Source organism: Brevibacterium epidermidis NBRC 14811, assembly GCF_001570805.1.
Taxonomy (GTDB): domain Bacteria; phylum Actinomycetota; class Actinomycetes; order Actinomycetales; family Brevibacteriaceae; genus Brevibacterium; species Brevibacterium epidermidis.
In genome coordinates this window covers 23,641-45,383 of record NZ_BCSJ01000012.1, presented here as the reverse complement: position 1 = coordinate 45,383, position 21,743 = coordinate 23,641, and the positions used below count along the sequence as shown (strand labels likewise).

21 protein-coding genes, 2 tRNA genes and 1 pseudogene are annotated in these 21,743 nt (G+C 65.8%); 17 read left to right on the top strand and 7 right to left on the bottom strand.

The window, feature by feature from the left end:
- Window positions 1–44: 44 nt before the first annotated feature.
- The 5 genes from BEP01S_RS09005 (at window position 45) to BEP01S_RS08985 (ending at window position 4,909) form a co-directional block, all read left to right on the top strand.
- A complete protein-coding gene (locus BEP01S_RS09005) occupies window positions 45–1,244 on the top strand; it encodes a PucR family transcriptional regulator (RefSeq protein WP_062242411.1) in 1,200 nt (399 codons plus the stop codon).
- Window positions 1,245–1,299: 55 nt separating this feature from the next.
- On the top strand, window positions 1,300–2,205 hold the full coding sequence (locus BEP01S_RS09000; RefSeq protein WP_062242409.1) for an ACP S-malonyltransferase: 906 nt from the start codon (window positions 1,300–1,302) through the stop codon (window positions 2,203–2,205).
- A gap of 19 nt (window positions 2,206–2,224) precedes the next feature.
- Complete coding sequence (locus BEP01S_RS08995; protein ID WP_039210862.1) at window positions 2,225–3,226, top strand: beta-ketoacyl-ACP synthase III; 1,002 nt, start codon at window positions 2,225–2,227, stop codon at window positions 3,224–3,226.
- A gap of 119 nt (window positions 3,227–3,345) precedes the next feature.
- Complete coding sequence (locus BEP01S_RS08990) at window positions 3,346–3,597, top strand: acyl carrier protein (protein ID WP_025776743.1); 252 nt, start codon at window positions 3,346–3,348, stop codon at window positions 3,595–3,597.
- A 67-nt stretch (window positions 3,598–3,664) separates the two neighbouring features.
- Window positions 3,665–4,909 (top strand): beta-ketoacyl-[acyl-carrier-protein] synthase family protein, encoded by a 1,245-nt coding sequence (locus BEP01S_RS08985; RefSeq protein WP_062242406.1) that lies wholly within the window; start codon window positions 3,665–3,667, stop codon window positions 4,907–4,909.
- A 288-nt stretch (window positions 4,910–5,197) separates the two neighbouring features.
- Here BEP01S_RS08985 and BEP01S_RS08980 read toward each other — a convergent pair whose 3' ends face one another.
- Window positions 5,198–5,689 (bottom strand): DUF3145 domain-containing protein, encoded by a 492-nt coding sequence (locus BEP01S_RS08980; protein ID WP_039211244.1) that lies wholly within the window; start codon window positions 5,687–5,689, stop codon window positions 5,198–5,200.
- Between the two features lie 158 nt (window positions 5,690–5,847).
- On the opposite strand from BEP01S_RS08980, the gene BEP01S_RS08975 reads away from it, so the two are divergent.
- Window positions 5,848–6,375, top strand: coding sequence for an immunity protein CdiI family protein (locus BEP01S_RS08975; RefSeq protein ID WP_062242405.1), 528 nt, complete (start codon window positions 5,848–5,850; stop codon window positions 6,373–6,375).
- Window positions 6,376–6,417: 42 nt separating this feature from the next.
- Here the strand turns inward: BEP01S_RS08975 and BEP01S_RS08970 are convergent.
- The 4 genes from BEP01S_RS08970 to BEP01S_RS08955 form a co-directional block, all read right to left on the bottom strand.
- Window positions 6,418–6,494: transfer RNA gene (locus tag BEP01S_RS08970), tRNA-Ile, on the bottom strand.
- A 92-nt stretch (window positions 6,495–6,586) separates the two neighbouring features.
- The gene (locus BEP01S_RS08965; RefSeq protein WP_039210855.1) at window positions 6,587–7,870 is read right to left on the bottom strand and encodes an EAL domain-containing protein; all 1,284 of its coding nucleotides are present in this window, start codon (window positions 7,868–7,870) and stop codon (window positions 6,587–6,589) included.
- A gap of 119 nt (window positions 7,871–7,989) precedes the next feature.
- On the bottom strand, window positions 7,990–9,429 hold the full coding sequence (locus BEP01S_RS08960; RefSeq protein WP_082819347.1) for an MFS transporter: 1,440 nt from the start codon (window positions 9,427–9,429) through the stop codon (window positions 7,990–7,992).
- Window positions 9,430–9,520: 91 nt separating this feature from the next.
- A complete protein-coding gene (locus BEP01S_RS08955; RefSeq protein ID WP_062242403.1) occupies window positions 9,521–10,309 on the bottom strand; it encodes an LLM class flavin-dependent oxidoreductase in 789 nt (262 codons plus the stop codon).
- Window positions 10,310–10,407: 98 nt separating this feature from the next.
- Between BEP01S_RS08955 and BEP01S_RS08950 the strand changes: the two genes are divergently transcribed.
- The 9 genes and pseudogenes from BEP01S_RS08950 to BEP01S_RS08910 all read left to right on the top strand — a co-directional run bounded on the left by BEP01S_RS08950 (window position 10,408) and on the right by BEP01S_RS08910 (window position 18,911).
- On the top strand, window positions 10,408–11,784 hold the full coding sequence (locus BEP01S_RS08950) for a recombinase family protein (RefSeq protein ID WP_444542036.1): 1,377 nt from the start codon (window positions 10,408–10,410) through the stop codon (window positions 11,782–11,784).
- A gap of 181 nt (window positions 11,785–11,965) precedes the next feature.
- A complete protein-coding gene (locus BEP01S_RS16600; RefSeq protein WP_003780572.1) occupies window positions 11,966–12,178 on the top strand; it encodes a hypothetical protein in 213 nt (70 codons plus the stop codon).
- Window positions 12,178–12,426 (top strand): hypothetical protein, encoded by a 249-nt coding sequence (locus BEP01S_RS08940; RefSeq protein WP_003780556.1) that lies wholly within the window; start codon window positions 12,178–12,180, stop codon window positions 12,424–12,426. The genes BEP01S_RS16600 and BEP01S_RS08940 overlap by 1 nt, the downstream gene beginning before the upstream one ends.
- A 342-nt stretch (window positions 12,427–12,768) precedes the next feature.
- Window positions 12,769–14,190, top strand: coding sequence for a Rep family protein (locus BEP01S_RS08935; RefSeq protein WP_062242396.1), 1,422 nt, complete (start codon window positions 12,769–12,771; stop codon window positions 14,188–14,190).
- Window positions 14,187–14,777, top strand: coding sequence for a hypothetical protein (locus tag BEP01S_RS08930; RefSeq protein WP_009212769.1), 591 nt, complete (start codon window positions 14,187–14,189; stop codon window positions 14,775–14,777). The genes BEP01S_RS08935 and BEP01S_RS08930 overlap by 4 nt, the downstream gene beginning before the upstream one ends.
- Window positions 14,774–15,235: pseudogene (locus BEP01S_RS17390) on the top strand (relaxase/mobilization nuclease domain-containing protein); the annotation flags it as partial. The gene BEP01S_RS08930 and the pseudogene BEP01S_RS17390, both read left to right, overlap by 4 nt.
- Before the next feature lie 412 nt (window positions 15,236–15,647).
- Window positions 15,648–16,553, top strand: coding sequence for a hypothetical protein (locus tag BEP01S_RS17385; RefSeq protein WP_016669198.1), 906 nt, complete (start codon window positions 15,648–15,650; stop codon window positions 16,551–16,553).
- 88 nt (window positions 16,554–16,641) lie between these two features.
- Entirely contained in the window at window positions 16,642–17,010 is a 369-nt protein-coding gene (gene cmtR, locus BEP01S_RS08915; RefSeq protein WP_003780589.1) for a Cd(II)/Pb(II)-sensing metalloregulatory transcriptional regulator CmtR, read from the top strand.
- Window positions 17,007–18,911: a heavy metal translocating P-type ATPase gene (locus tag BEP01S_RS08910; protein ID WP_062242440.1), complete on the top strand. Its 1,905-nt coding sequence runs from the start codon at window positions 17,007–17,009 to the stop codon at window positions 18,909–18,911. The genes cmtR and BEP01S_RS08910 overlap by 4 nt, the downstream gene beginning before the upstream one ends.
- 33 nt (window positions 18,912–18,944) lie before the next feature.
- Here BEP01S_RS08910 and BEP01S_RS08905 read toward each other — a convergent pair whose 3' ends face one another.
- Both BEP01S_RS08905 and BEP01S_RS08900 read right to left on the bottom strand, forming a co-directional pair.
- Window positions 18,945–19,187 carry an LLM class flavin-dependent oxidoreductase gene (locus BEP01S_RS08905; protein ID WP_062242394.1) on the bottom strand — a complete coding sequence of 81 codons (243 nt, stop codon included), beginning with the start codon at window positions 19,185–19,187 and terminating at the stop codon, window positions 18,945–18,947.
- 117 nt (window positions 19,188–19,304) lie between these two features.
- A tRNA-Asn gene (locus tag BEP01S_RS08900) sits at window positions 19,305–19,377 on the bottom strand.
- A 233-nt stretch (window positions 19,378–19,610) separates the two neighbouring features.
- Between BEP01S_RS08900 and BEP01S_RS08895 the strand changes: the two genes are divergently transcribed.
- Both BEP01S_RS08895 and BEP01S_RS08890 read left to right on the top strand, forming a co-directional pair.
- Window positions 19,611–20,522 carry a DMT family transporter gene (locus BEP01S_RS08895; protein ID WP_241897283.1) on the top strand — a complete coding sequence of 304 codons (912 nt, stop codon included), beginning with the start codon at window positions 19,611–19,613 and terminating at the stop codon, window positions 20,520–20,522.
- Window positions 20,523–21,734, top strand: a complete 1,212-nt coding sequence (locus BEP01S_RS08890) for a glycosyltransferase (protein ID WP_373277907.1) — start codon at window positions 20,523–20,525, stop codon at window positions 21,732–21,734.
- Window positions 21,735–21,743: the final 9 nt, after the last annotated feature.

Here is a 21,743-nt window from a genome sequence, read left to right as displayed (position 1 = left end):
GTCGCTGACAACCGAATTGTTCTCATTCATCTAAACTCGTGCTCATGATGTCTGATGCCGAGACCCTGCGCCGTCGCGCCGAAACCGCCCGCAGACTGCGTGCCGGAGTGGGTGTCCTGTCCTCGGTGACTCTGCAGCGACTGGAGGCGCAGCTGCCCTGGTACCGCTCGATGTCGTCGTCCGACCGTTCCTGGGTGGGACTGCTCGCCCAATCGGGCATCTCTTCGTTCGTCGACTGGTACCGCAAACCCGACACGAACCTGCGCGTGGTCTCTGACATCTTCAAGACCGCACCACGCGACCTCATCCGCGCCATCAGCCTGCAGCAGACCCTTCAGCTTCTCAAGATCGTCGTCGAAGTCGTCGAAGAGCGCGTTCCTGACATCGCCCGCCCCGTCGAACAGCCGGCCCTGCGCGAGGCCGTGCTCATCTATTCACGCGAGATCGCTTTCGCCGCGGCCGATGTCTACGCACGAGCCGCTGAGGCCCGAGGCAGCTGGGACGCCCGCCTCGAGGCGATGGTCGTCGACGCCCTCGTCCGCGGCGACTCCGTGGACGAACTTGCCAGCCGCACTGCGGCCTTCGGCTGGCAGTCCGAGGGTCCGGTCTGCGTCATCGTCGGCCGCGCCCCGCAGCGCTCTGCCAAGAAGGGCTTGGACGGCGTCCGCCGCAAGGCCAGTCGGTGGGCCGATGATGCGCTCGTCGGCATCCACGACAACCGTCTGCTCATCGTCCTGGGCGGAGTCACAGAACTCGACGATGCCGTCGAAGACCTCTCGGACTGCTTCGGGCCGTCCGAAGTCATCGTCGGACCCGCGGTGCCGGGACTCGCCGAGGCGGCCACCTCGGCGAAAGCGGCGATCCGGGCACTCAAAGCGGCGACCGCACGCCCAGACTCCCCTCGTCCGGTCAAAGCCGACGATCTGCTGCCCGAACGTGCCCTGTCTGGGGATCAGATCGCCCTGTCCGAACTCATCGAACGCTATTACGAACCGCTGACCTCGGGAACGGGACAGCTGCTGAAGACCGTGAGCGCCTACGTCGAATTCGGGTCATCACTCGAAGCCACGGCCAAAGCACTGTCCGTGCATCCGAACACGGTGCGTTACCGACTGCGGAAGATCACCGACGCCATCGGGCTCGACCCGACGACCTCACGCGACGCCTTCGTCATCCACATCGCCTTGGTGTATGGGCGACTGTCAGAGGACGGCGTATTGTCGACCAGCGACAAATCTCAATGAGATCGGCCCAGAGTCCATTAGATTGATCAACGGAACCCTACGAAAAGAGAACTGAGTGCTTGCAATCACCTGTCCGGGCCAGGGAGCCCAGAAGACCGGTTTCCTGAGTTCGTTCCTCGAACTCGACACCTTCTCGGCACAGATCGACGAACTCTCGACCGCCTCGGGGATCGACCTGCGTCTGCACGGAACCGAATCCGATGACGAAACGATCAAGGACACCGCGGTGGCACAGCCTCTGCTCGTCGCCTCGGCGATCGCCTGCGCAGCCGAACTCGGTATCAGCCCCGCTGTCGTTGCCGGCCACTCCGTAGGTGAGATCGCCGCCGCTCAGATCGCGGGCATCTTCACCCCTGCCGATGCCATGGCCTTCGTCAAGGTCCGGGCCGATGGAATGGCCGCCGCTGCGGCCGCCACTCCGACCGGCATGTCCGCCGTCGTCGGCGGGCAGCCCGAGGACGTTCTCGCCGCCATCGAGGCTGCCGGGGCCAGCCCCGCCAATGTCAACGGCGGCGGCCAGACCGTGGCCGCCGGATCCCTCGAAGCTCTCGAAGCACTGGCCGAGAACCCGCCGGAGCGCGCTCGGGTGATTTCCCTGGCCGTGGCGGGAGCCTTCCACACCGAGTTCATGGCATCGGCGACAGCAGATCTCTCCGCCGCCGCCTCGGCGATGGAGGTCTCCGATCCCACCGTCTCGATCCTCAGCAATTCCGACGGCACCTCAGTCGAGGCCGGTCGCGAGTACGTCGACCGTCTGGTCAAGCAGGTCACGAACCCGGTCCGCTGGGACCTGTGCCAGGAGAGCCTGCTGAACACCGGGATCACTGGAATGATCGAACTCGTCCCCGGTGGAACCCTCACCGGAATCGCTCGACGCGCCATGAAGGGCGTGGAGACATTCGCCATCAAATCAGCCGCCGATCTCGACGGCGCGCGTGAGTTCGCGGCAGCCCACGCCTGAGTATCGAAGGAAATCGACCATGCCAACACTGAAGACAGCTGAGCCCGGCACTTTCTCACGGATCGCGGGAATCGGCGCCTACCGTGCCGAGAACCTTGTCACCAACGACGACATCGCCGGCCCCATCAACTCATCCGACGAATGGATCCGTCAGCGCACCGGCATCATCACCCGTCGGCGCGCCAGCAAAGATGTCGGCGTCCTCGACATGTGTGAAGAGGCCGCTCTCGAGGCGATCGCTTCGGCCGGGCTCAAACCCGAGGACATCGGGGGCATCATCATCTCCACAGTCACCTTCGAGTACTTCACTCCGTCGGCAGCCGCCGCACTCACCGACCGCCTGGGCACGGGCCCGATCCCCGCTTGGGACATCAGCGCCGCGTGTGCCGGCTACTGCTACGGCATCTCTCAGGCTGACGCACTGGTGCGCGCAGGAACGATGGACAATGTCCTCGTCATCGGTGCGGAGAAGCTCTCGGAGGTCATCGATCCCGAAGACCGCTCGATCTCGTTCATCCTCGGTGACGGTGCCGGTGCGGTCGTCGTGACCTCTGCCGACGAACCGGGCATCTCGAAGACCGTTTGGGGCTCGAAGGGCGAGAACTGGTCGACGATCCGGATGACCGACTCGCTCTATGACATCCGCGACAACCGCGAACTGCCGTTCCCGACCCTGCGCCAGGATGGACCCACCGTCTTCCGCTGGGCCGTCTGGGACGGCGCCGAAGTCGCCAAGGAGGCCCTTGCCGCAGCCGGAATCGAAGCCGAGGATCTCGCGGCCTTCATTCCGCACCAGGCGAACATGCGCATCATCGATGAGCTCGCCAAGCAGCTGAAGATCCCCGAGTCCGTCGTCATCGCTCGTGACATCGCCGACAACGGCAACACTTCAGCCGCTTCCATTCCTCTGGCAACCGAGCGTCTCCTGCGTGAACAGCCCGAGCTCAGCGGCGGTCTCGCCCTGCAGATCGGCTTCGGTGCAGGCCTCGTCTACGGTGCACAGGTCGTGCGCCTGCCCTGAGACACACCCATTCACGGAAAACTCTCCGTGAATGTCCTAAGATGTTCGGCGGGACACTCGTCGAAAAGTTCCTCAAACGGTCGAAAAACCCTCGACCGAAATCAGAAAGTAGGAAAGAAATGGCATTCACCGAAGCTGAAGTCCTCGCAGGGCTGGCAGAGATCGTCAACGAAGAGACCGGTTTGGCTGTCGAAGCAGTCGAAGCCGACAAGTCGTTCACCGATGACCTCGACATCGACTCCATCTCGATGATGACCATCGTCGTCAACGCTGAGAAGAAGTTCGGCGTGAAGATCCCCGATGACGACGTCAAGGACCTCGTCACCGTTCAGGACGCTGTCGACTACATCAACAAAGCTCAGGAAGCCTGAGCCACAGCAGCCCTACACGGCCCGTCCACAGACGGGCCGTGTCCACACTATCGACGAGGTTTGTACCATGACATCTAAAGTTGTCGTCACCGGAATCGGTGCGGTAACCCCCTTGGGCGCGACTGTCGATGCCACTTGGGAAGCCATTCTGGCAGGTCAGTCCGGCGTCCACACGATGGACAACGACTGGTCGGAGAAATACGGCCTCGCCGTGGACTTCGCAGCCCAGGTCGACCCACAGGTCGTGCCCGACAACCTCAAGCGGGTCCAGGCCAAACGCCTCGACCCCTCGAGCCAGTTCGCTCTCATCTCCGCTCGTGAAGCCATGGCCGACGCAGGCCTCGAGGAGACCGATCCGGAACGGACAGCCGTCTCCTGGGCCACCGGAATCGGCGGAGTCTGGACTCTGCTCGACGCCTGGGACACGCTCCAGGAGGAGGGCCCGCGCCGGGTCATGCCTCTGACCGTTCCCATGCTCATGCCCAACGGCCCTGCAGCTGCCATCGGGATGGAATTCAAGGCCCGCGCCGGTGTGCAGACCCTGGTCTCCGCCTGCGCCTCGTCGACCGAGAGCCTCGGTCACGCCTATGACGTTCTCTCTTCGGGCAAGGCCGACATCATCATCGCCGGCGGTTCCGAAGCCGCGATCCACCCGATCACCCTCGCCGCGTTCAATTCGATGCAGGCGCTGTCGCGTCGCACCGATTCACCTGAGACCGCTTCGCGTCCCTATGACATCGACCGTGACGGATTCGTCATGGGTGAAGGCGCCGGTACGCTGATCCTCGAAACCGAGGAACATGCGAAGGCTCGTGGAGCGAGGATCTACGCCGAGGTGGCCAGCTGGGGCATCTCGAACGATGCCTACCACATCACCGGCGGAGAGCCCGAGGGTAAGCATGCGCTGGCAGCCATGCAGCAGGCACTCGATGCCGGCGGCCTCACCGCGGCCGACATCAAGCACGTCAACGCACACGCCACATCGACTCCAGTCGGTGACATTCCGGAATCGCTGGCCATCAGCGAACTGCTCGGCGACAACGTCTCCGATGCACTGGTCTCGGCCACGAAGTCGATGACCGGCCACCTCCTCGGTGGTACCGGTGCCGTCGAAGCGATCCTCACGGTCAAGGCGCTGCAGACTCGCACCGCTCCCCCGACCATCAACGTCGACGAGGTCGACCCGAAGGTCAAGGGCATCAACATCGTCCGTGACAGTCCGCAGGATCTGCCTTCGGGCGATATCGCGGCGATCACGAACTCGTTCGGCTTCGGCGGACACAACGCCGTCGTCGCGTTCCGCTCCGTCTGAGGCTCTGCTCGGCTCCAGACAGCTCTACGGCCCGCTTTGAGTTGGAATGCACGGTTTCAAAACCGTGCTATCCACCTCAAAGTGGGCCGTTTCCAATTGTGCGAAGGAACGTGGCCGGCAAGGAGCAGAGCGGTCTGCGCATTTGCGCATGATCCTGGTGGCGCGGGAGGTTCAGGCACGCGAGCATGCGAAATGGGCACACCCGAGGTAGGAAGGTGTGCCCATTGAGCAGTTTCGAGCCGACCGAACCGTCAGTGTTTGTACGGTGCGGAGTCGGAAGAGGCGAGCTTAGCCGACTTTGGTCAGCCAGCGCACCGGTGCGCCCTCGCCTGCATGACGGAAAGCGTCGAGTTCCTCGTCCCAGGCTTCGCCAAGGGCGATCGCCATCTCTGAGGAGAACTTCGCGGGATCGCCTGCAGCGCGTTCCATGACGGAGCGGATGCGGTCTTCGGGAACGAGGATATTACCGGCTGTATCGGTCACGGCGTGGTAGATACCCAGATCGGGTGTGTGGCTCCAGCGTCCGCCGTCGACGCCAGCCGAGGGTTCCTCGGTGACTTCGTAGCGGAGCGAGTCCCAGCCGCGCAATGCGGATGCGATACGAGCTCCGGAGCCTGCAGGCGCGCGCCAGCAGACTTCTGCACGCACGAGACCTGGTGCTGCCGGCTGGGGTGTCCAGTCGAAGCGTGCCTGTGCGCCGATGGCCCCGCCCGCTGCCCACTCGATGTGAGGGCACAGCGCACGAGGTGCTGAGTGGACGAAGAGTACGCCCTGTGTCATATCCATTTCTGCCTCCTACCTCGGATACGTCTTCCCCTACGATCCGAAAGGAGGTGCTGACCACATGATAGTCGATGTTCTGCGTGCAGCCAAGCATCAAAGACCCTGGTGGCGTCGGGTGTCTGTGCGAGAGTGATGATCGACGTTAGGCTGGCCGCATGACCGAGAATCGCACGACCGACGACGGCGGGCAGCGAACCATCCGTCTGTTCCCCGACTATGCGGACACTGTGCTGTGGATCCGCGAACCGATCGACTACGAGGACACGGGACTGTCGGACGAACTGGTTGCCGGCATGAGGGCCTGGGAACAGTTCTACTATGACTCACTCGACGCTGACTTCAACTGGGTATCCGCGGAGGCCGCGCGCACCTTCACCGAGGAGGGCACTCGACTCGCCCAATCCGTCTCTTCCGAGGTCGGACCGCGTTTCCTCATCGAGTTCGCGTCATATGAGGCTGGCACTGAAACGGTAAGAAGACGTTCTGCACACCCTGCTGAGAACGCTGAGGCTGAGCGGGCCTTCGCCAAGCTGTTCGACGAGATCGAGGTGGAGGATCGTGAAATCGCCGACTACATCAGGAACAATCCAGGAGGAAAGTGGACCGCCTATGCTCCGTTGTCCGGCACCGTCTTCGACCCGAATCCGAACTGGCAGACCGAGGCTCCATCCGAAGATGACTGACGACGGCGTGATGGTACGTGTCCGCTTCGTTCGAACGGTTCGTGGTGCCCCCGGTCGGACTTGAACCGACGGCCAAGGAATTATGAGTTCCCTGCTCTAACCAGCTGAGCTACGGGGGCCAGCCGAGACAACATTAGCACCATCGGAGTCCGCTGCCCCATTCGGATCACGCGCGCGTTCGGAGGACTCCATCCGCGCGAATGTGACGGCCTCAGGCCCCCATCTTCGCCATCGCGGTGAGAGGGGCGACGCGGGTGAGAACACTGCGTGCGGCGTCGACGCATGTGTAGCGGTCGGTGGTGATGTAGACGTCGAAGACCGTCTGTCCGTCACTGCCGGGATCGTTGCGTTTCGACGCTGCGACCATGCCCGACCAGTCCGGTCCGACCACGACGACACCGTGCTCATTGCGCATGGGGTCCGAGGCATCGACGAGTCCGGTGCGCACACCGGGAATCGGCGGTCCGTCGAACCCGCCGGAGAACATGGCAGTCAGCCCCACCGTGTCACGGATCTTCTCGTAGCGCAGCCGTGTCGCCTCGGAGAAACCTTCGTCCTCTCCGAATACACCGAGGGTGATGGTCGCGGTCCCCGAGGCCAGAGCACGCTCTTCCAAAGCTGCGATCTGAGCGACGAGGAGTTCCCGGTTCATCACCAGCGGCTCACGGCGGAGCCCCTGCGAGATCGAATACGGAGTGCCCAACGCCGGCAGGTTGCGTGAGTAGTGCGAGACGAGAGCGTCCTCGCTCGGCTCGGAGAACGGCTCCGGCTGCTTCGTGGCCTCACCGAAGTAAGGTCCGGACATGAACCGCGCCCCCAGCGCGCGCACCCGGTCCAGATCGTCTTCGGTCTCAACACCATCGGCGAGGATGACCGCTCCGGTGCGTTCGAGATGCGCGTGGAGTAGGCGGTTGAGTTCGGCCAGATGAGAGTCGCAGTCGATGCGCAGAACGTCCGGATGGAGTCCGACCACCGAAGGATTGACCAGCGGAACGAAAGACGTGCTGCGCAGGTCGGGACCGACCGATGACATGCCGACTCCCCATCCCATGGCACGTGCCGAGCGCACGGAGCGCAGCACCGAGGCCGGGGACGAGGCGACGCGGGTGGCGTCGAGCTGCAGAATGACTGAGCGGTCGGGTTCCCCGGTGCGATCCTCGAGGGTCGCGAAGGATTCGGCCTCGGCATGGAGGAACAGTCGGTTCGACTTCGGCAGACCGGCACCTTCTGCAGTGCGCAGCGCCGAGTCCCGCAGAGAGGCGTCGATATCACCGGTGATCGTCGAAACGCGCATGGCATGACGGAGGTTCTCCGACTCGGCACGGCCCAGTTCCGGATCCCCCGTGGGAGCCTGCAGAATCTGATGTCCGACCCGCTGCAATGTCAATGCGTCGACGACTGGGGCGAAATAGGTTTCGATCCCGCCCGAGCGCACGAGTTCCTCGAGCGCAAGCTCGTCATCGGGTACGGACTCGACCACTGTGTTTCCTTCCATGGGCAGATGTGCGTAAACAGTCTTCCATATTCGGACACAGCGGATTGTCTAAAATCCGTAACATTATTGCGCTGACAGCTGACGATGTTCGATCGATGCCGGGCGCGCCGCGGACGTCTTCAGGCGCGGCGGGGACCGCCTCGGCGGACTTCGATGAGGCCGACGATTCCCGCGAGGATGACGACGACGGCGATCGCGACGAACGCACCCATCATTCCCCAGTGCCAATTGCTCACGGCGGTGATGGAAAATGCCAGTGCGGTCATGATCGCCAGCCCCATCGATGTGCCGATGCGCTGTCCCGTCTGGAGCACTCCGCCGGAGGATCCGGCGTATCGCAGGGGGACCTCCTGCAGGGTCAGGGTCTGGTTGGGGCTGATGACCATGCCCTGAGCGGTGCCGATGAACGCCAACGTGACCAGCATCCACCATTCGCTGCCGATGCCCTGCGACAGCAGCGCGACGACGACGATCGTGGCCACCAGGCCGAAGAGACACAGTGCGATCCCCCAGACGACGAGGCGGCGCCCGATCTGGAAGACGAAACGTCCGGACACGTCGGCCGAGACCGCCGAGCACAGTGCGGCCGGCAGACCGATCATCCCTGCGGCCAGTGCCGTATGTCCGAGGCCCTGCTGCATATACATGGCGACGAGGACCCAGACGCTGGTGACGCCGAGGAAGTAGAGGGCGATAATGATCGAACCGTTGCTGAAGCTGCGGATCCGGAAGAGATCGAGGTCGACCATCGGGGGTCGTCCCAGGCGGGCATAATGACGTTCCCACCACGTCCACAACCAGATCGCGCCGACGCCGAGCGGCAGGGACAGCCAGATGAACCAGCCCAGCGACGATTCGACGAAGGGAAGGAGGATGAGGAGGACGCCGACGCCGAGGAGGATGACTCCCACGGGATCGAGATCCTTGCCGCCGTCGGCGCTCTTCCCCTCCTGAACGACGGCAGGTCGCCACGCGCCGCTCGGCAGCCACATCCGCGCGAGGATGACGGAGGCGATCGCGAAGGGCACGTTCACCAGGAAGGTCGCCCTCCAACCGAGGTCGCTGCCGAACAGGGCGATGAGGGCACCGCCGAGCACTGGGCCGATGGCCACCGACAGCCCGACGGTGGTGCCCATCAGCCCGAAGGCACGACCACGGGGCGGCCCCTGGAAGTACTGCTGAAGCAGACCGACCACCTGCGGGTTGAGAAATCCCGAGCCCAGGCCCATGATCACACGGGAGATATTGAGCGTGAGCGGGTCCGGGGCGATTCCGGCTACCAGTGAGGAGAGGCCGAAGAGTCCCACCCCGATGACGAACAGCTGGCCGCGGCCGAAGACGTCGCCGGCTCGACCGGCTGCGACGAGGACGACACCGAAGGACAGTGCATAGCCGGTGAGCACCCATTGCAGGGCCGAGGTGGAGGCGTCGATGTCCGATGCAATGGAGGGCAGGACGACGTTGATACTCGAGACCGACAGCAGGGACATGAAGAGGGGGACGAGGCCGATGATGAGGATGCGCTTCTGCGTCTGCGTCATCTTCGTGCTCTCGCTCACTCGGTCTCCCCTGGTGGTGAATCGTTCCCTATGGTGAATCGTCTCTGACTCGTCACATCATACGTTTGCGGATCGTCTTTTGACGGCGGCCTCAGTGCGCACCGGCGGGCACCCAGCCGAAAGCCGGGGCGACGTGCTTCGCGAAGGATTCGAGGATGTGCAGGTTATAGTCGACGCCGAGTTGGCTCGGTATCGTGAGCATGAGGGTATCGGCGGCTTGGATGGCCGCATCGGCTTTGAGCTCCTCGATCAGCTTGTCCGGTTCACCCGCGTAGGTGCGGCCGAAAGTCGAACGCGTGTCGTCGATGATCCCGATCTGGTCGCCCTGCCCGGCACCGCGTCTTCCGAAGTAGAGGTCGTCGAGGTCGGTGGTGATCGGGAAGATGCTGCGGCTGACGGACACTCGCGGCGTCCACTCGTGTCCGGCCTCGTTCCAGACCTTGCGGTATCTGGCGATCTGTTCGGCCTGCAGGTCCCCGAACGATGCACCGGTCGCCTCGGTGAGCAGGGTCGAACTCATCAGGTTCACTCCCATCCGAGCCGCCCCTTCGGCGGTTGCGGCCGAACCGGCACCCCACCAGATGCGTCGGTCGAGTCCGGGTGAATGCGGTTCGACGCGCAGGCGCACGCCGGGTCCGAACTGCTGCGGATCGGCAGGGGCGAGTTCCTCGCCGCGGATGGCGCGGAGGAAGCGGTCGAACTTCTCTCGAGCCATGTTCGCGGCTTTCGGCTCGGTGTGGTCCTCGTACCCGAAGGCTTCCCAGCCGCGCAGGGCCGGCTCCGGGGAACCGCGACTGATGCCCAGTGCCAGCCGCTGGTCCGAGAGCAGATCGAGGGCGGCGGCCTCCTCGGCGAGGTAGAGCGGGTTCTCATAGCGCATGTAGCGGTTGCAACACCCGCTCACGTAAGCTTGGTTGCATGGTCGAACTGGTATCGCTGAGGAAGACGAACGAGGTTGCGGCGTACGTCCGCGCCTCGATGGACCGCAAGGGCGACCGATGGACCGTCGAGACCCAGCTGAGAAAGATCAGGGCGCTGGCCGAGGCCAAGGACTGGAAGGTCGTCGAGGTCTACGACGACAACGCGGTGTCCGCGACGAAGAAGCGCCGTGCTGGCACTCGGTGGGCCGAGATGCTGGAGGACGCCCGTGCGGGCAAGTTCTCGATGGTGGTCGCCGTGGACATGGACCGGCTCCTGCGTAGCACGAAGGACCTGAACACACTGATCGATCTCGGCCTGCGTGTCGTCACCGTTGACGGCGAGATCGACCTCTCGACGGCGGACGGGGAGTTCCGGGCGACGATGCTCGCCGCTCTCGCCCGGTTCGAGGCACGACGCAAGGCCGAGCGACAAATCAGGTCGAACGAGCGCCGACGCGCCGAGGGCATCCCCACGTCCGCCTGGAAGGCGTTCGGCTGGACGAGGGACGGCGAGTTGATCGAGGAGGAGGCCGCCGCCGTACGGCGGGCCTTCGATGCGTTCCTCGGCGAGCCGTCCCTGTCGATCCGGCGAATCCGCGAGGACCTGAACAGCGCCGGTCACTTCACCGCGCGTGGGTCGGAGTTCTCCGTCGATGCTGTGCGCTACCTGCTCGCGAACCCGCTTTACTGTGGCTACATCAAGCACTACGCGTCGGGCGAGCTGTACCCGGTTCAGGGCGAGGCGTTCCCGCCCATCGTCGGCGAGCAGACGTGGCGGGCCGCGGTGGCGAAGCTGGAGGACAACGTGCGGAGGTCGGCGAGGCAGGGGAACCAGCCGAAGTATCTCCTGTCCACGATCGGGCTGTGCGGGAAGTGCGGCGCGACGCTCGTCTCGGGGACGAACAGCCGCAAGCAGTCGACGTACCGCTGCGGCGAGCAGTTCCATCTCACCCGCCAGCGCGAGCCCGTCGATGCGATGGTCACCGAGGCGGTGCTCACGCGTCTGTCCTCGGTGGACGTGCACGACCTCGTGATGCCACAGGAGGACGATGGGCCGGATCGCGAGGAGCTGCTGACGGAGCGGAACGCCCTGGTCGATCGGGTGAAGGAGCTGAGCCCGCTGCTGCGCGACATCCATCAGCCGGTCCTGGAGATAACGGCGGCGATCAACGACGTGAAGGCCCGCATCGACGAGATCGACGCGGAGCTGCTCGACCGTTCGGTGTCGGCGGCGGCGAAGCTGCTCGCGGACGTCGAGGAGCCGGTCGGCACCGCGGAGCGCCGCGAGGTGGTCGAGGCGAAGTGGAAGGCGTTGGACGTGGACCGCCGCCGGATGCTCGTGGACGAGCTGGTGACGGTGACCATCGAGCCCATCACGCCCGGTCACGTGAAATTCGACCCCGACCTGATTCGGATAGAGCCGCGTCGCGACTGACTCATGAGTCGACTCGTCATTGCAATGGTGAGTCGACTCGTGGGAGAATGGTTGCAGACAAGAAGATCCCACCGGGGCCGCGACTTAGAAGCGCGGGGTTCTGCTCCCGGATGAGTAGCCGGTCAAACAGCCCAATTACCGTGGCGGGGAACCGGAAGATACTCATGTCTGAGGACTTCCGATGTCTGTCGTTATCGACGTTCCCCGCGCATCTGCGCTCGACCGCCCTGGCCTCGATCAGGGCTCCACTCCTTCTCCGCAGGCAGACGGCCTCGATCCCGTCATCGCCGCCGCTCGTGCTGCTGGTCGTCTGGCCGGTGAACGCCTGGCTCGCACGCCCCTGACCCCGCGACAGCGCGCCGCGGTCGCCGCCGTGATGGGCGGTGGTCACTGATGAGCGCCAACTCCGCCGCCTTCGACCACGTGAACGGCTTCCGCTGGCGACAGGGCGACCCCTCCCTCGCCGAGTCCGAGGCACGTCTCTACGACCTCGGCGTGCTCCGCTCCGTGCTGGAGGAGTCCGTCGAGATCGCCGTCGCCGACGCCCGCGCCGATGGGGTGACCTGGGCGAAGATCGGCGACGCCCTCGGCGTCACGCACCAGGCTGTCATCAAGCGCTACGGCCGGGGCGGTGGTCGCTGATGCGCGCCGACGCACGCAACCTCAGCACCGCTCCCGCCGACCTGACCCCGCCCGGAGGGCCTGGCCTGGCACCCGCCGAAGGCGGGCTGCCCGTCGTCGTGATGACGGTCCGCAGCCGTGCTTCGCACTCTAAGAGTTTCGGGAGCCTCATTCGTTCCTACGGGCGCGGCAAGGGCTTGTCGATTGCCGCGCCCTGCAACAACGTGCCTGGTCAGCGGTCGGTTCCGCCCGCGCTCCGTCGCGTGGCCTCGTGGGATCATTTTGGGTCTCATTTGGGGGTCAATAGGGGGTCATTTAGGCGCCGCACTCTCTCTGAGGCCCTCCGCTCTGTCCGCGGCGGGGGTGGTCGCCGTGGCTAAGCAGGAGAACAACCCGACGAGCATCGGGCTCACGCAGTACCTCGATCCGTCGTACTGGACCTGGGCTGCCGAGGACCCGAACGGGGCCGCGCTGCTCCAGCAGGGAGCCGAGGCGATCCTCGCCTACGTGGTGCAGCGGCTCGAGGCCACCGGCTGCGAGGTCGTCGAGGCCTACGGCATCGTGCATGACAAGGACGAGCGCGAGGTCTGGAGCGACACGGAGAAGGCTCTGGTGATCGAGCCGAAGCCCGATCACCTGCACGCGGTCATCAAGTTCGCCAGCCGTGCGAAGAGCGCACCGCTGGATCGGCTCGCGTTCGGCATCGGCGTCGAGCCCCAGTACGTCGAGAAGCCGGGCCGCGGGCGGTACGCCTACGACAACATGCTGTCGTATCTGACGCACGTGAAGTACGCGGACAAGCACCAGTACGCGCCTTCGGAGGTCGCTACGGTGCGTGGGCCTGACTACCTCGGGATCGACGCCCAGCGTCGGGAGACCTGGCTCAAGGGGCGCGCGCACGTGAAGAAGAAGGTCGTCGCCGAGAACTTCGAGGACATGCGCGAGCGCGTGCTCCAGGGCGAGTTCACGCGGGATCAGATCATGCTCACGGACGAGCTGTTCGACATCTACTCGCGGCATCAGCGGGAGATCGACGACGCGCTGTCGGCCTACGGCCAGCGCCGCGCATACCGGGCGGCGGCGAAGCTCCGCGCCGGTGAGTTCTCGACGCACGTGGTGTTCGTCCATGGGGATGCCGGGATCGGCAAGACCCGGTTCGCCACGGACTTCATCACCGAGGCGATCAACGCGGCGAACGCGCACGGCGAGCGGTGGCAGGTCTACCGGGCCGCGACGGGGAACCCGCTTGATGACTGGCGAGGCGAGGAGGTGCTGCTGCTGGACGATCTGCGGGCCTCGGCGATGGATGCGAACGACTGGCTGCTGCTGCTTGATCCGTACAACGCCTCGCCTGCGAAGGCTCGGTACAAGAACAAGGGCGAGGTGGCCCCGCGCATTATCGTCATCACGGCGACGATCGAGCCTGTCGAGTTCTTCTACTACGCCCGCCAGAAGGGCAACGTGGACGAGGCGTTGGACCAGTTCATCCGCCGCTTGGCCTCGGTCGTGAAGGTCTATCGTGCCGACGACATCAATCGTTACCTCGTGCAGCACATTGGGAAGATCGAGCCCTACGAGTGGCACCAGTGCAGCATCCCGACCGCCGCACACACGCCCGGCATGTACGGCAACGCGTATCACCAGAACGTCGGGTCGCGGGAACTGACCTACGGTCCGGAGACCTCGGCGGAACATGACGCTGAGGGCGCGGTTGCTGAGCTGCTGGGCGGGCTCGCGGTGCGGAGCCCTGACGTGCCGCTGGCGCTGATCGGAGGTGCCGCATGAGCACCGAACGCGATGCGCTCTTCCAGGGGGTCGAGGGGGCCGGAGGCCCCTCGCAAGCAGCCGGGGAGGACATGAGCGCCAGCGAAATGTCCGACACGGCTACTGCTTGCCACTCTGGCGTACAGGTGGAGCAGCAGACCGACTCCCAGGTGAACACCGGTCGGGCTGATGCGGAGGCTGTGCGTCAGAGTCACGGCGGCGCGAAGCGTCGTCGTGGGGGCCGCGCGAAGCTCGATACCGACTTCGGAGAGGAGACGCTCGCGGCGCTTCGCACTCGTGCGAAGCGGCTCGGGCTGGCTCCGAGCACGTGGGTGCGGACCGTCGTCCGGGATGCCCTCCACGCCTCTCGGAGCGAGGAGTTGGACGCCGCCGTGGCCGCGCACCTGCTCGGGGTCGAGGCGCGGGTGCAGGCGTCGGCGGATGCTCGCGAGCTGGCCGCGCAGATTCGCCCGCTGGCGATCAACGTCAACGACCTCGACCGCCGGGCGCGGGCTGGTGAGTCAGTGGCGCTGTCGGCGGAGGTGCCCGAGCTGATCGAGTTGCTGCGCGAGGTCCGCGCCCTGCTCGGGGATCGGGCGGCCTCATGAGCACCACGCACTACAGCCCGAGCGCCAGCGCCGCCGACACGGAGCGCTATATCCGTGGCAAGGAGGACGAGCGGGGCATCGCGATCACGTGCGATGTGCCGGGAGGCCCCGGCGCGTTCTCGGCGCGCGCTCGGTCGCTCACGCAGAACACGACGCGCGAGGTCGAGGCGGTGCATTACCGCCAGTCGTTCAGCGACGAGGAGTTCGACCCGAAGAGTCCGGAGGACGTGCAGCGGGTGAACGATCTCGGTTATCAGCTCGCGAAGAAGATGCACCCGGATTCCGACTGCCTCGTAGTCAGTCATGTGGATGGGCGGGGCAAGAAGCCGCACAACCACATCTTGGTCATCAACCACAACAACCGGACGGGGAAGGCGCTCTCGGACTATCGCACGTTCCACGACCGCAAGGCCGGGAATCAGCGGGGCGTCCAGTCGGCGAACGACCAGCTGATGCGAGAACACGGGCTCTCGGTCGTGAAGCGGCTGGAGCACGCGCCGAAGGACTGGGAGCTGCGCCGCGAGGACTTCGCCGAGGGATCGCTCGACCGCGAGATGGGCGACCGGATGAGCGCGGCGCTGGCCGATCCCCGGGCGGTGGACAAGGCCGGTCTGGTCTCGGTGATCGAGGAGCAGAACCAGCGGCTCGGCGATGACGGGGAGCGGGTGCCGCGGATGCGGTTGCACAGCCCCGTCAGCAAGAAGGGCAAGCGCGCCGGGCAAGAGACCTGGACGCTCTACATCGAGGATCGCCGCGGCGAGTCCGGCCGCGCCGAGCGCCGCAAGCGCGCGAGCGCCCTCTCGGCGGACTTCACCCCGGAGGGCGCGCAGGCGTTCTTCGACTACCACCAGCAGCAGAAGGAGAAGGAACATGAGCGCAGCGCTCGACAGGCTGAAGCAGCAGAACGAGCCCGAGCAGTCGCAGCAGCAGCTCGGCAGTCCGGAGACGATGGAGCTGTTGACCTCGATCCTCGCCGCCGTCGAGGCGCAGAACACGAGGATCGCCACGCTGACCGAACAGCAGAAGAAGCTCGCGGGGTTCGTGAAGGTCATGGACGAGGAGACGACGAGGCGGCTGGAGCGGATCACGGCCCCGGCGTCGACCTCCTCGCCCTCCAGCGACGTGTCCGCGAGGATCGCGAGTATCGAGAGCAGGCAGAACGAGATCGCGAGCACGCTCGGCGAGTTCGCGCAGAGTCTCAACGGCGAGAGCTTGAACGCCGCGTCGCGGAGCTTGGTCGCGGAGGCGCAGAAGAATCGCGCGGCTACGGCCTCGGCGATTGAGGGTCTGAAGGCGCAGGTCACAGCGAACCAGAAGCTCGTGAGCCAGGTCGGCGGCGCGGTCCAGCGGATCGAGAAGCGCACCGAGGAACGGGTCGAGAAGGCTGTCGAGCAGGTCGCCGGGGAGGCTTCGGCCACGATGACCGCGAGCCTCGACGCCTCGAACGCGCGGGCGGAGCGGATCATCGCCGCGACGGCGAAGCTGGAGGCGCGACAGCTCTGGTCCGCCGCCGCCGCGATGTGCCTCGTTCTCCTGCCGGTGGCCGTGGTCGTCGCCGGTCTCTGGATGGGCATCGCCGGGCTCATCACGGGTGTTCAGTGGGCGCTGGACGTGGACGGGAGCGTGTGGCTCGGCATCGGCCGGTGGCTCGTGGTCGGCGCTGGCCTCGCCGGGGCCGGCTACGGGCTCTTCGCGTCCGTCCGCTGGGTTGCGGGTCTCGTGGAGACCTGGAAGGGCCGCGGGATGCCGAAGTGGCCCCGCTGGCGCAAGAGGTGATCACGCCTCACGAGGGCAAGCGCGCGCAGCGCGTGCGGCAGCCGCGACAACTGGACATTAGGTCAGCGGCTGCTGTATAGTTCAGTGCATGCTGACCATTGCTTCGCGTCTTGACGTCATGAACCGGCTCGGCCGGGCCATGGCCGACCCGACGCGCTCCCGCATCCTGATGTCCCTGCTCGACAGCCCGAGCCACCCCGCGGTGCTCTCGCGCGAGCTGGGGCTGACCCGCTCGAACGTGTCCAACCACCTGACCTGCCTGCGCGACTGCGGGATCGTGGTCGCCGAGCCCGAGGGCCGCCAGACTCGCTACGAGATCGCCGACCCGCACCTGGCCGCGGCGCTGACGGCACTGGTCGATGTGACCCTCGCCGTGGACGAGAGCGCGCCGTGCATCGACCCGGCCTGCTCGGTGCCGGGCTGCTGCGCCGCGAGCAGTTCGGGGGACGCCTCGTGAGCGCCGCCTGCGGCTGCGACGAGCCGACGACCAGCCCCGCGGACGAGGCAGAGGAGGCAGAGCGCCCGTGGTGGCGTGATCCCGGCCTGGTCGTGCCGATCCTCTCCGGCGTCGCGTTCGGCACCGGCCTGGCGCTGGAGTGGTCGGGGCTGCACATCGCGGCGCTGGTCGCGTTCTGGGCGGGCCTGCTGCTGGGCGCGTACACGTTCGTGCCCGGTGCGATCCGGAATCTCGTTGTGAAGCGCAAGCTCGGGATCGCGCTGCTGATGACGATCAGCGCCGTGGGCGCGGTGATCCTCGGCTACGTCGAGGAGGCGGCCGCGCTGGCGTTCCTCTACTCGATCGCCGAGGCCCTGGAGGACAAGGCGATGGACCGCGCCCGCGGCGGGCTGCGCGCGCTGCTGAAGCTCGTGCCGGAGACCGCGACCGTGCTGCGCGACGGGACCTCCGCCTCGGTCCCGGCCAGGGAGATCGCCGTCGGCGACGTGCTGCTGGTCCGCCCTGGCGAGCGGGTCGCGACCGATGGGCTGGTCCGCTCGGGCCGGTCGAGCCTGGACACTTCGGCGATCACCGGTGAATCGATCCCGGTCGAGGTCGCGCCCGGAGAAGCGGTGTCGGCGGGCGCGATCAACAGCGCCGGCGTGCTGGAGGTCGAGGCGACCGCCGCGGGCACCGACAACTCGCTGACCACGATCGTGGAGCTGGTAGAGCAGGCCCAGGCCGAGAAGGGCGACCGAGCCCGGATCGCTGACCGGATCGCCCGCCCGCTGGTGCCCGGCGTGATGGTCCTCGCCGTCCTCGTCGGCGTGCTCGGGTCCCTGCTCGGCGACCCGGAGACCTGGATCACCCGCGCCCTGGTCGTCCTCGTCGCGGCCAGCCCCTGCGCGCTGGCGATCGCGGTGCCCGTCACCGTGGTCTCCGCGATCGGCGCGGCGACCAAGTTCGGCGTCGTCATCAAGAGCGGGGCCGCCTTCGAGCGCCTCGGCGGCATCCGGCACCTGGCCGTGGACAAGACCGGCACTCTGACCCGCAACCGGCCCGAGGTAACCGCCATCGTCGCCGCCCATGGGTTCGACGATGCGCAGGTGCTTGCTTGGGCTGCCGCCGTGGAGCAGCACTCGACGCACCCACTCGCCGCCGCCATCGCCGCCGCGGGCCGGGGAACCCCCGCCGCGCAGGACGTGGCCGAGGAGGCCGGGCACGGCGTCGGTGGCCTGGTCGACGGCCGCAGGGTGGCGGTGGGCAGTCCGCGCTGGATCGACGCCGGTCCGCTCAAGGCCCGGGTCGAGGACCTGGAGGCCGAGGGGCAGACCTGCGTGCTCGTCACCGTCGACGGCTTCCTGGCCGGGGCGATCGGCGTCCGCGACGAGCTGCGCCCCGAGGTCCCCGAGGTCGTGCGGACCCTGCGCGACCAGGGCGTCGAGGTGAGCATGCTCACCGGCGACAACTCCCGCACCGCTGCTGCGCTGGCGAAGCTGGCCGGGATCGGCGACGTGCACGCCGAGCTGCGTCCCGAGGACAAGGCTCGCATCGTCGCCGGGTTCTCGGAGACGTCGCCGACTGCGATGATCGGCGACGGCATCAACGACGCGCCCGCCCTGGCCGGGGCGACCGTGGGCATCGCGATGGGCGCGACCGGCTCCGACGCCGCGATCGAGTCCGCCGACGTCGCCTTCACCGGCCACGACCTCGGCCTCATCCCGCAGGCTCTGCGCCACGCCCGCCGCGGCGGCAGGATCATCAACCAGAACATCGTGCTGTCCTTGGCGATCATCACTGTGCTGCTGCCGCTGGCGATCACCGGCGTGCTCGGCCTGGCAGCGGTCGTCCTCGTGCACGAGGTCGCCGAAGTCGTCGTCATCGCCAACGGACTGCGGGCTGCGCGTGCCCGCAAGCAATAGGTGTTCCGTCCAACGCCATAACTCAGACATGCGCTAGCGCATATCGATGACCCCTGTGCCCACTTCGATCGTGCGCGTCTTCGCGGCGATCGTCGACAGCAGCGGAATCGGAGAAGCCGCCTGTGAGGCGAAATGGTGGACACGGAAATATGCCCCATTGACGCCGAGCTCGTCAGCACCGACGGAGATATCTACTGCATCGCGCAGCATCTGCCCGGCATCGAGGTCACTGCCGGAGTCATAGTGGCCGAAACTGAGGAATCCGAAAGACTTCATGCCAGATGAACCCACCGCGCACAGCGCCTATTCCCCACCACCGCGGGACACCCGCAATATGAGCAGAACTTTCAGAGAACGAGAAAGGCCCCATCCGATCGGACGGGGCCTTGGCTGCTCCCCCGGCTGGGCTCGAACCAGCGACCCTTCGATTAACAGTCGAATGCTCTGCCAACTGAGCTACGGAGGAATGCCGCAGTTTCCTGCGGACGTGTGTTCCAGTTTAGCAAACCCCAGGCCCGCCGAACAAAACCAAGCAGAGTGCTTTAGCTCACAGCATTGAGGGTTTCCCCACCTGTCGCCGCAGGGTTGCCTTACAGTCAGCACAAACACAGACGACAGCCATCTCCACCGCCGGTCCGCGCGATAGACTCGAAGCGATCTGCTCCCCGCATCCGCACCGTCGAAACCGGAAGACTCATCGTGACCATAGTGGCAATCGCCCTCGCCGTTCTGGCGGCTGTGGCATTGGCCTATGGCGCCCTGTTCCAGCATGAAGCGGTTGCCGGGCAGGATGACTCTCATGACGGACTCAGCTGGGCTCATTTCACAGAATTGCTGCGCAACCGTCGGTGGCTTCTCGGCCTGAGCATCCTCGGTGTGGGTACGGCCGGCAACTTCGTGGCTCTGGCGCTGGCTCCGGTGATGGTGGTCCAGCCGATCGGGGCGTTCTCACTCATCGTCTCCGTGCTGCTCGGCGTACGCCACCGCGGACTCAAGGTCAACAGGCGCCTCGTCCAATCCGTCGTCTGGTGCACGGCCGGGGTGACCCTCTTCGTCGGCCTCTCGGCCACGACGGCCCAGTCGGAGGTCCACCTCGGATCCGATGCGCTGCCGCTGTTCTGGATCACCGCGGTTGCCGTCGCCATCGGCCTCGTGATCATGCTGGCCTTCCGCCACGCCCCGCAGCTCGTCCTCATCATCTCAGCCGGACTGCTCTTCGCCTGTGTGGCGACGAACGCCCACCTGGTCAGCGTCCAGTTCCTCCAAGCCGGACTCGATCAGGTCACCTGGATCAACGCCGCCGCGCTGCTGGCTGCCGTGGCCTTGGGGTCCTGGTTCGTCCAGAACGCTTATGCGGCGGGACCTCCGGAGATGGTCATCGCCGGGCTGACGGTCATCGACCCGATCGGTGCCGTCATCCTGGGCACCATCGTCCTTGGCGAGGCGGCCCACTCCCCCATCTGGCTCATCATTCTCATCTCCCTCACCGGATTGGTCGCCTGCGCAGCCGTCGTTGTATTGTCGCGATATCATCCCGATGTCAGAGATCGAGAAGCTCAGCGCAGGAACGCCCGCCGTTCCGACACCATGACCGACACCGAGGAGAGCTGAATCCTGTCTGCGCACCGTCCCACTCCGAAACGCCGAATCCTCATTCCGGCAGAGACGTATGCCCCCGAAGTCAATGGTGCCGCGAAGTTCGCCGAACGGTTGGCCGAAGGTCTCGCCGCCCGCGGCAATGAGGTCCACGTCGCCTGCCCTTCGGCGACCGGCAAGCCCTCCGTCAGTGTCGAGAACGGGGTCACCGTTCACCGCCTCACCGCTCACCGGTGGCCGCTGCACCCGACCTGGATGATCTGCATGCCCTGGGAGACGAAACCCGAACTCTCCAGACTCCTCGACAGCGTCCGCCCCGATGTCGTGCACACTCAGGCGCATTTCGTCATCGGCCGCTACGCGTTCTCCGAATCGATCAGACGCGGAATACCCGTCGTGGCCACGAACCATTTCATGCCCGACAACGTCCGTCCCTACGTCAAAGCTCCGAAGGCCGTTCTCGACGGCGGCACCGCCATCGCCTGGTGGGACCTGCGCCGGAAGTTCCAGTCCGCCGATTTCATTACGGTCCCCACTCAGCTTGCAGCCGATCTGCTCACGGAGAATGGGTTCTCCTCCCCCATCCGGGCAGTCTCCTGCGGAATCGACCTGCAGCGCTTTGCCCATCTGCGCGAACTCGACTCCGCCGCAACACGGGCTGTCCCTCCGCGCGTCCTCTTCGTCGGACGTCTCTCCTCTGAGAAGCACGCCGCAGACATCGTCGAAGCCGTGGCGAAGACAGATCCGGAGTTGGGACTCGAAGCCGATATCGTCGGCGGCGGCGACCAGGAGGAGCCGCTGAAGCAGTTGGCCGAGGAACGCGGCATCGCCGATCGTGTGCATGTACTCGGGAAGATCAGCGACAAGGACCTCATGGAGGCCTACCAGCGCTGCACCTTCTTCTGCATGCCTTCGACCGCAGAGCTGCAGTCCATCGCCACACTGGAAGCGCTGGCCTCCCGCAAACCCGTGGTCCTTGCCGATGCCGTGGCTCTGCCGCATCTTGTCCGCGACGGAGTCAACGGGTATCTGTTCCCGCCGCGCGACACCGATGCGCTGGCTGATCGATTCACCCGCATCTGCCGGATGCCCGAGGCGGAACTCGATGTTATGTCGAAGGCGTCACTCGATGTCGTGGCCAAGCACGATATCGAATATACCCTCGACACCTTCGAGGAGATCTACGACGGAGTCATCCGAGACGCCATCGACTCGTCCGCGGCCTGAGGACGGACA

Bases quoted from the DNA above. Each gene is read 5' to 3' on its own strand.
- BEP01S_RS09005 (WP_062242411.1), top strand. From the start codon at position 45: ATGATGTCTGATGCCGAGACCCTGCGCCGTCGCGCCGAAACCGCCCGC.
- BEP01S_RS08995 (WP_039210862.1), top strand. From the start codon at position 2,225: ATGCCAACACTGAAGACAGCTGAGCCCGGCACTTTCTCACGGATCGCG.
- BEP01S_RS08990 (WP_025776743.1), top strand. From the start codon at position 3,346: ATGGCATTCACCGAAGCTGAAGTCCTCGCAGGGCTGGCAGAGATCGTC.
- BEP01S_RS08985 (WP_062242406.1), top strand. From the start codon at position 3,665: ATGACATCTAAAGTTGTCGTCACCGGAATCGGTGCGGTAACCCCCTTG.
- BEP01S_RS08980 (WP_039211244.1), bottom strand. From the start codon at position 5,689: ATGACACAGGGCGTACTCTTCGTCCACTCAGCACCTCGTGCGCTGTGC.
- BEP01S_RS08975 (WP_062242405.1), top strand. From the start codon at position 5,848: ATGACCGAGAATCGCACGACCGACGACGGCGGGCAGCGAACCATCCGT.
- BEP01S_RS08965 (WP_039210855.1), bottom strand. From the start codon at position 7,870: ATGGAAGGAAACACAGTGGTCGAGTCCGTACCCGATGACGAGCTTGCG.
- BEP01S_RS08955 (WP_062242403.1), bottom strand. From the start codon at position 10,309: ATGCGCTATGAGAACCCGCTCTACCTCGCCGAGGAGGCCGCCGCCCTC.
- BEP01S_RS08950 (WP_444542036.1), top strand. From the start codon at position 10,408: ATGGACCGCAAGGGCGACCGATGGACCGTCGAGACCCAGCTGAGAAAG.
- BEP01S_RS16600 (WP_003780572.1), top strand. From the start codon at position 11,966: ATGTCTGTCGTTATCGACGTTCCCCGCGCATCTGCGCTCGACCGCCCT.
- BEP01S_RS08940 (WP_003780556.1), top strand. From the start codon at position 12,178: ATGAGCGCCAACTCCGCCGCCTTCGACCACGTGAACGGCTTCCGCTGG.
- BEP01S_RS08930 (WP_009212769.1), top strand. From the start codon at position 14,187: ATGAGCACCGAACGCGATGCGCTCTTCCAGGGGGTCGAGGGGGCCGGA.
- BEP01S_RS17385 (WP_016669198.1), top strand. From the start codon at position 15,648: ATGAGCGCAGCGCTCGACAGGCTGAAGCAGCAGAACGAGCCCGAGCAG.
- cmtR (WP_003780589.1), top strand. From the start codon at position 16,642: ATGCTGACCATTGCTTCGCGTCTTGACGTCATGAACCGGCTCGGCCGG.
- BEP01S_RS08905 (WP_062242394.1), bottom strand. From the start codon at position 19,187: ATGAAGTCTTTCGGATTCCTCAGTTTCGGCCACTATGACTCCGGCAGT.